This window comes from Aquabacterium sp., assembly GCF_014378415.1.
Lineage (GTDB): Bacteria > Pseudomonadota > Gammaproteobacteria > Burkholderiales > Burkholderiaceae_C > Aquabacterium.
The window spans coordinates 1-8,087 of sequence record NZ_JACMNS010000080.1 but is presented as its reverse complement, the minus strand read 5'-3'; the positions used below and the strand labels follow the sequence as shown (position 1 = coordinate 8,087).

Annotated in this window: 5 protein-coding genes; 4 read left to right on the top strand and 1 reads right to left on the bottom strand. The window is 65.5% G+C overall.

Features of this window, described 5'->3' with window-relative positions; genetic code table 11:
• The 4 genes from H7225_RS07565 to H7225_RS07550 form a co-directional block, all read left to right on the top strand.
• Positions 1–1,222: TolC family protein (locus tag H7225_RS07565; protein WP_290660433.1), on the top strand; the 1,222-nt coding region annotated here is incomplete at its 5' end.
• A gap of 7 nt (positions 1,223–1,229) precedes the next feature.
• Positions 1,230–2,735, top strand: a complete 1,506-nt coding sequence (locus tag H7225_RS07560; protein WP_290660431.1) for an efflux RND transporter periplasmic adaptor subunit — start codon at positions 1,230–1,232, stop codon at positions 2,733–2,735.
• A 10-nt stretch (positions 2,736–2,745) separates the two neighbouring features.
• On the top strand, positions 2,746–5,919 hold the full coding sequence (locus H7225_RS07555) for a CusA/CzcA family heavy metal efflux RND transporter (protein WP_290660435.1): 3,174 nt from the start codon (positions 2,746–2,748) through the stop codon (positions 5,917–5,919).
• Between the two features lie 114 nt (positions 5,920–6,033).
• A complete protein-coding gene (locus tag H7225_RS07550) occupies positions 6,034–7,083 on the top strand; it encodes an NAD(P)-dependent alcohol dehydrogenase (protein ID WP_290660429.1) in 1,050 nt (349 codons plus the stop codon).
• A gap of 715 nt (positions 7,084–7,798) precedes the next feature.
• Here H7225_RS07550 and H7225_RS07545 read toward each other — a convergent pair.
• Positions 7,799–8,087 (bottom strand): alpha/beta fold hydrolase (locus H7225_RS07545; RefSeq protein WP_366481304.1); only part of this gene is annotated, 289 nt, incomplete at its 5' end.

The following is an 8,087-nucleotide window of genomic DNA, read 5'->3' as shown; positions in this document are numbered from 1 at the left end:
TTATCTTTCCTGGGTGGCACGCGCGGCCCTGTGCGTTCCCTTCTTTGTCCAGACGGCTTGGGCTCAAAGCCTGGGCCTCGACTCAGCGCTGGCCACGGCCCTGGCGCAGCACCCTGATTTGCGCGCCACCGTGCTGGAGCGCGAGGCCGCCGAGGGCGCCACGCAACAAGCCGGTGCCTGGCTGAACCCCGAGCTGTCCACCTTAATGGAAGACACTCGCCAGGCCACGCGCACCACCACCATCCAGCTGAACCAGCCCTTTGAGCTGGGCGGCAAGCGCGCTGCCCGCATCAGCGCAGCGCAGGCGGCGCAAGGCCAGGCCGACCTGGATGTGGTCTCGCGGCGGGCCCAGATCAGGTCGCAGTTGATGGCGGCGTTTCATGGCGCGGCCGTGGCGCAAGAGCGGGTGCGGCTGTCGGATGAGCTGGGCCGCTTGTCCACCCAGGCGCGTGAGGCGGCCTCCAAGCGTGTGATGGCCGGCAAGGTCTCGCCGGTGGAAGCGCTGAAGGCGCAAGTGGCCGAGGCCCAGGCGCTGTCGGCCTCCACCGTGGCCCAAAGCGATTGGCGCGGGGCCGTGGCCCAGCTGCGTTTGGCCTTGGGCGATCCCAGTGTGAAGTTTGACCGGGTCGAGGCTGACCTTGAGCGCATGCCCTCTGTGGGCGCTTGGGAGCCCTTGGCCCAACGCCTGGAGGCCTCACCCGCCATCGCTCGGGCGCAACAAGAGATCAACCGCAGGCAAGCCCTGAGCGATCTGGAGCGGGCGCGCCGCATGCCCGACCTTACGGTGTCGCTCGGTGCCAAGCGCGATCAGCAACTGGGCCGCGATCAAGCCATCGTGGGCCTGAGCCTGGTCCTGCCACTGTTCGATCGCAACCAGGGCGCCATCCTGGAAGCCAGCCGCCGCGAAGACAAGGCGCGGGTTGAGCTGGAGGCTGTGCGTGCCAGCGTTGAAGCGCAAGCCACCCAGGCCCTGGCGCAACTTGGCTCTGCGCTGGCGCAAGCCCAAACCCTGCGCGACAAGGTGCTGCCCGCCGCGCGGCAGGCCTTCGCGGCCAGCACCAAAGGTTACGAGCTGGGCAAGTTCGGCTTCCTGGACGTGCTCGATGCGCAACGAACCCTCTTCGAGGCAGAAACCCTGGCGCTGAGCGCCGCTGCCCAGGCCTACCAGGCCGATGCCCGCTTGCTTGAGCTGCTGGGCGAGCCCACCCCGACGAAAGACTGATGACACCATGAACAACCCCACGAAACCAAAATCCTGGCTGGCCATCGCGGTGGTCGTCGCCTTGGGCGTGCTGCTGGGCTGGGCGATCCTGCAAAAGGGCAAGCCCGCAGCCCACGATGAACACGGCCACGCGGACGAGGAACACCATGAGGAAGCTGACAAGGCCAAGCCCGCCAAAGGCCCCCATGGCGGCCGCCTGTTCAACGCGGGCGTGCATGGCCTGGAAGTCGCCATCTTCGAAGATGGCGTGCCACCCGAGTTCCGCCTCTACGCTTATCAAAATGGCAAGCCGCTGAGCCCTGATCAAGCCTCGGTGAAGCTGACATTGGAGCGCCTGGGTCGCGCGCCGCAAGTCATCCAGTTCAAACCCCAGGGCGACTACCTGCGCGGCGATGCCGAAGTGGTCGAGCCCCATTCCTTCAAGGTCACGATCGACGCCGTGCAGGGCGGCCAGACCCAGCGCTTTGCCTACGAGCAGGAAGAAGCCCGCGTGACCATGAGCGATGCCCAACTGACGCAGGCCGGGGTGACCCTGGCCGTGGCAGGCCCGGCGCGCATCAACAGCCAGTTGGCCTTGTTGGGCGAGGTCCGCTACAACGGCGACCGCACCGTGCAGGTGGTGCCGCGTTTGGCGGGGCTGGTCGAGTCTGTGCCCGTCAGCGCGGGCGACCGCGTTCGCAAGGGGCAGGTCCTGGCCGTGCTGTCCAGCCCGGCTTTGGCCGATCAACGCGCCGAGGGCGCGGCCGCTCAAAAGCGCCTGGCCTTGGCCCGCAGCACCCATGATCGCGAGAAGAAGCTTTGGCAAGACAAGATCTCGGCCGAGCAGGATTACCTGCAAGCGCGCGCCGCTTTGCAGGAAGCCGAGATCGCCGAGCAGAACATCCGCCAGAAGCTGGCCCACCTGGGGGCCACGTCTGCCAGCAGTGGCAACCTGACGCGTTTTGAGCTGCGCTCGCCGATTGACGGCATCGTCACCGACAAGCGCATCACCGTGGGCCAGTCGCTGGGCGAGAGCGAGCCCGTGTTCACGATCTCCGACCTGTCATCGGTGTGGGTGGAAGTGCCCGTGGCCACCAAGGACCTGGGGACCATCCGCACTGGCCTGGCCGTGCAGGTCAAAGCCTCGGCCTTCGAGGCGCAAGCGGCAGGCACCATCACCTACGTCAGCGCCCTGGTCGGTGAGCAGACGCGCAGCGCCCTGGCGCGGGTGGTGCTGCCCAATCCCAAGGGCTTGTGGCGACCGGGCCTGCCGGTGCAGGTGGAGGTCATCTCAAGCCAGGCCGAAGTGCCCGTGGCCGTGCAGGCGGATGCCATCCAAAGCGTGCGCGACTGGCAGGTGGTCTTCGGCCGGTACGGCCAGCAGCTTGAAGCTCGCCCGCTGGAATTGGGGCGCAGCGATGGCCGCATGGTCGAGGTGCTCAGTGGTTTGAGCGCGGGCGAGCAGTACGCCGCCAAGAACAGCTTCGTGATCAAGGCCGAGTTGGGCAAGGCGGGAGCCAGCCATGACCACTGAAACCCCCTCGATGTTTGAACGCACCTTGCGTTTCGCAATTGACCAGCGCTGGCTGGTGCTGTTGGCCACACTGGCCATGGCAGCCATTGGCGTGTTCAGCTACCAGAAGCTGCCGATCGACGCCGTGCCCGACATCACCAATGTCCAGGTCCAGGTGAACACCGAGGCCTCCGGCTATTCGCCCCTGGAGGCCGAGCAGCGCGTGACCTTCCCCATCGAAACGACGATGGCAGGTTTGCCCGGTTTGAAAGAAGTGCGGTCCCTGTCGCGCTACGGCCTGTCGCAGGTCACCGTGGTCTTCAAGGATGGCACCGACATCTACTTTGCCCGCCAACTGGTCAATGAACGCATTCAGGAAGCACGCGGCCAACTGCCCGCCGGCCTGAACCCATCGATGGGGCCGATCACCACGGGCCTGGGCGAGATCTACATGTGGACGGTGGAGACCAAGCCCGGCGCCCTCAAGGCCGACGGCCAGCCCTACACGCCGATGGACTTGCGCGAAATCCAGGACTGGATCGTCAAACCGCAATTGCGCAATGTGCCCGGTGTGACCGAGATCAACACCGTCGGTGGCCACGACAAAGCCTTTCAGGTGGCGCCCGACCCGGCCAAGATGGTGGCGCACGGCCTGAGTCTGCAAGACCTGGTCACCGCCCTGGAGCGCAACAACGCCAACGTGGGCGCTGGCTACATCGAGCGGCGCGGCGAGCAATACCTCATCCGCGCCCCCGGTCAGGTCAAAGGCTTGGCCGACATCGGCGCCATCGTCGTCAAGCAGGCGCAAGGCGTCAGCGTGCGCATCCGCGACGTGGCCGAGGTCGTGCTGGGCCAGGCGCTGCGCACCGGCGCGGCCACCGAGAACGGCCAGGAGGTGGTGCTGGGCACCGTGTTCATGCTGATCGGCGAGAACAGCCGCGAGGTGTCGCGTGCCGTGGATGAGCGCCTGCAGCAGGTCAACAAATCCTTGCCCGCGGGCGTGATCGCCAAGACGGTCTACGACCGCACCGTGCTGGTGGACAAGGCCATCGCCACCGTCAAGCGCAACCTGTTCGAAGGCGCCGTGCTGGTCATCGTGGTGCTGTTCGCCTTCCTGGGCAACTTCCGCGCGGCCTTGATCACGGCCATGGTGATTCCCCTGGCCATGCTGTTCACCTTCACGGGCATGGTGACTCAGCACGTCAGTGCCAACCTGATGAGCCTGGGCGCGCTGGACTTCGGCATCATCATTGATGGCGCCGTGGTGATCGTGGAGAACTGCATGCGGCGCCTGGCGCATGCGCAGGCCCACCGGGGCCGCCCTTTGACGCAGGCCGAGCGCTTTCACGAAGTGTTCGCGGCGGCGCAAGAGTCGCGCCGGCCGCTGCTGTTCGGGCAGCTCATCATCATGGTGGTCTACCTGCCCATCTTTGCCTTGACGGGGGTGGAGGGCAAGATGTTCCACCCCATGGCGTTCACGGTGGTGGCGGCCTTGCTGGGCGCCATGATTTTGTCGATGACGTTTGTGCCAGCGGCGGTGGCTTTGCTGCTCACCGGCCCGGTCAGCGAGAAAGAGAACCGCCTGATGGGCTGGGCCAAGCGGGCGTATGAGCCGCTGTTGGACAAAGCCTTGTCACGCCAGCCCTTGGTGCTCACCATCACGGCGGTGTCTGTGGCCCTGGCTGCGCTGATGGCCACCCGCCTGGGCAGCGAGTTCATCCCCAGCCTGGACGAGCACGACATCGCCCTGCACGCGCTGCGCATCCCCGGCACCAGCCTGAGCCAGGCGATCGAGATGCAAGCCCAGCTGGAGCGCACGATCAAAGCCTTCCCCGAGGTGGACAACGTGTTCGCCAAGATGGGCACAGCCGAGATCGCGACCGACCCCATGCCCCCCAGCGTGGCCGACACCTTTGTGATGCTCAAGCCGCGCGATCAGTGGCCCGATCCCAAGCGGACCAAGCAAGACTTCATCAAGGCCTTGCAAGTGGCCGTGCTGAAGGTGCCCGGCAACAACTACGAGTTCACGCAGCCCATCCAGATGCGCTTCAACGAGTTGATCTCAGGCGTGCGCAGCGACGTGGCCGTCAAGGTGTTTGGCGACGACATGGAAACGCTCAACGAAACCGCCGAGCAGATCGCCAACGTGTTGGAAGCCGTGCCCGGCGCCGAAGACGTGAAGGTGGAGCAAACCACCGGCCTGCCCATGCTGTCTGTGCAGATCGATCGTGAGAAAGCCGCGCGCCTGGGCTTGAACGTGGGCGACATCCAGGACACCTTGGCCACCGCGCTGGGTGGCCGCGAAGCTGGGGCGGTGTTCGAAGGCGACCGCCGCTTCGACATCCTGGTGCGCCTGCCTGAAGCCTTGCGCAACGACCTCGATGCCTTGGGGCAACTGCCCCTGCGCCTGCCGGCCAATGCGTCGGGCGAGCACCCAGGCCATGCCCGGCTGGCCGACGTGGCCACGATGGATTTCACGCCCGGCCCCAACCAGATCAGCCGCGAAGAGGGCAAGCGCCGCGTGGTGGTCACCGCCAATGTGCGGGGCAGGGACATCGGCAGCTTCGTGGGCGAGGCCCAGGCCAGGATCGACGCGAGCGTGAAAGTGCCCGCTGGCTACTGGACCACCTGGGGCGGCACGTTTGAGCAGCTGCAATCGGCCTCGCGCCGTTTGGCCATCGTGGTGCCGGTGGCTTTGCTGCTGGTGTTTGTGCTGCTGTTCGCCATGTTTGGCAATGTCAAAGATGGCCTGCTGGTGTTCACCGGTGTGCCGTTTGCGTTGACGGGGGGCGTGGCGGCGCTGTGGTTGCGCGACATCCCCTTGTCCATCTCGGCGGGCGTGGGGTTCATCGCGCTGTCGGGGGTGGCGGTGCTCAATGGTTTGGTGATGATTGCCTATGTCCGCAGCTTGCGCGAAGGGGGCATGGCCTTGGAGCCTGCGATCCGGGAAGGGGCCTTGACGCGGCTGCGTCCGGTGCTGATGACGGCCTTGGTGGCCAGCCTGGGCTTTGTGCCCATGGCCGTGGCCATCGGCACGGGGGCCGAGGTGCAGCGCCCGCTGGCCACCGTGGTGATCGGGGGCATCCTGTCATCGACGGTGTTGACCTTGTTGGTGCTGCCGCTGTTGTACCGGTGGGCGCATCGTGGGGATGGCGGGCATGCGCTAACGCCGAAGCCCACCTTGCCGCAGGGGTCGTGGTCATGAACGGGCGCCTGATGTTGACAGGCGCTGCGGGGCATGGACAACGGGTTTGCAGCGATTCCGTCATACTCGTTGCGCAGTCGTTTTGGCTGCGCGTGACTGCCAAGAAAGTCGCCCATGACCACCACACTCGCTTACGCCGCCCAGAACGCCACCAGCCCACTGGCCCCCTTCAACATCGAGCGGCGGGCCCCGGGCGCGGACGATGTCCAGATCGACATCCTTTACTGCGGTGTCTGCCATTCGGACTTGCACACCGCCCGCAATGAATGGAAGAACACGCTGTACCCGTCTGTGCCGGGCCACGAGATCGTCGGCCGCGTCACCGCGGTGGGCACCAATGTCAGCAAGTTCAAGCTCGGCGACATCGCCGGTGTGGGCTGCATGGTTGACAGTTGCCAGCACTGCGCCTCTTGCGGCGACGGGCTCGAGCAGTATTGCGAGAACGGGTTCACGGGCACCTACAACGGCCCCGTCTTTGGTGGCGAGAACACCTTTGGCGGCTACGCCAGCCGCATCGTCGTCAAGCAGAAGTTCGTGCTGAAGATCCGCCATGCCGAGAGCGACCTGGCCGCCGTGGCACCGCTGCTGTGCGCGGGCATCACCACCTACTCGCCGCTGCGCCAATGGGGCGTGGAGAAAGGGCACAAGGTGGGCATTGTCGGGCTTGGCGGCCTGGGCCACATGGGCGTGAAGATTGCCGCGGCCATGGGCGCGCAGGTGGTGCTGTTCACCACGTCGGCCAACAAGGCCGAGGACGCCAAGCGCATGGGCGCCAGCGATGTGGTGCTGTCCACCGACCCGCAGGCCATGGCGGCCCACCAGAACTCTTTTGACTTCATCCTCAACACGGTGGCGGCGCAGCACGACCTGGACCCGTTCATCGCGCTGCTCAAGCGCGACTGCACGATGACGCTGGTCGGCGCACCGGAGCATTCACACCCGGCGCCCAATGTGTTTGGCCTGATCTTCAAACGCCGTCGGCTGGGCGGATCGCTGATCGGCGGCATCCGCGAGACGCAAGAGATGCTGGATTTCTGCGCCGAGCATGGCATCGTCTCCGACATCGAAATCATCGCGATGAAGGAGATCAACACGGCCTATGAGCGGATGCTGCGCAGCGATGTGAAGTACCGCTTTGTCATTGACATGGCGACCTTGTCCTGAGGATGGAACCACAATGGCGGCGCGCAAGGCTGTGTGAGCGGACGGCCGCCTTCTGAACTCGGGCCGCAAGGCAAAAAGGGTGGCGCCTGAGGATGGTGAACCCCAAATGCAAGGCACTTCAACCTTGCACTTGGGGCCTCTGAGGCCCAAGCGCCGAGCTTTGAGCCTTGCGCGCAAGGCTCTGCATCCCCAACGGTGGGTTTTTGAGCCTTGGTGCGCAAGCCTCTGAACCCCAAGCGCCGGGTGCCAGAGCATTGGCTGCAAGAAGTAAATCCTTGTGCGCAAGGCCCGTGCACTCGAACGGCCATGAAAAAAGCCCCGCGAACGGGGCTTGGCTGCCTTGCGGGCAGGGGGGCAAGCGGCGAGCGCCGGGCTTTTATCGGCGCGGGCCTTGCGCGAGAGGCGGATGGCCATGATGCGGCGCCGGGCGTCCAGGTCATAACCCTTGCCCAGCGCATTCAACAGAGGGTATAGGTAGCCGTGAATGGCGGCAATCGGCCAACATCGGCCGCTGGCGGCTGGCAGCTTCCAGGCTCCTCTATTTTGATCTCTTGCCCGAGATCAAACACTGCGCAGAGGCGATGTTGACAGCACCTTCTGACCACGCGGATCCAATGAAGTGAGCCACGTCTAACCGTAGGCATGCGATCGAGCGCGAACACTGCCGGTCCTGCTTAAGCAACGGGAGAGGGTGACCCCTGGGCTCGTGGACCATTCAGGCAGCATCAGCGCCGGGGCGGGCGCCCCGGATCGCGCTTTTCTCAACCGGCGTCCCGGCCGTGGAAGCCCCGATATGGCGCGCGGAGGTGTGGAGAATCAGCCGCACCGTCTCCTGGGGAGCGTCCCAATGCGGGAAGTGGCCACACCGCTCAAACCAGTGGAGCCGCGCATCCGGAAACAGGTCCAATGCCCGCTTCGCCTGGCTGGTGAAGCAGACCCTGTCGTTGCGTCCCCAGCCAATGACGAGCGGCGCCTCGATGCGGCCGCGGGCTGCACCTTCTTGT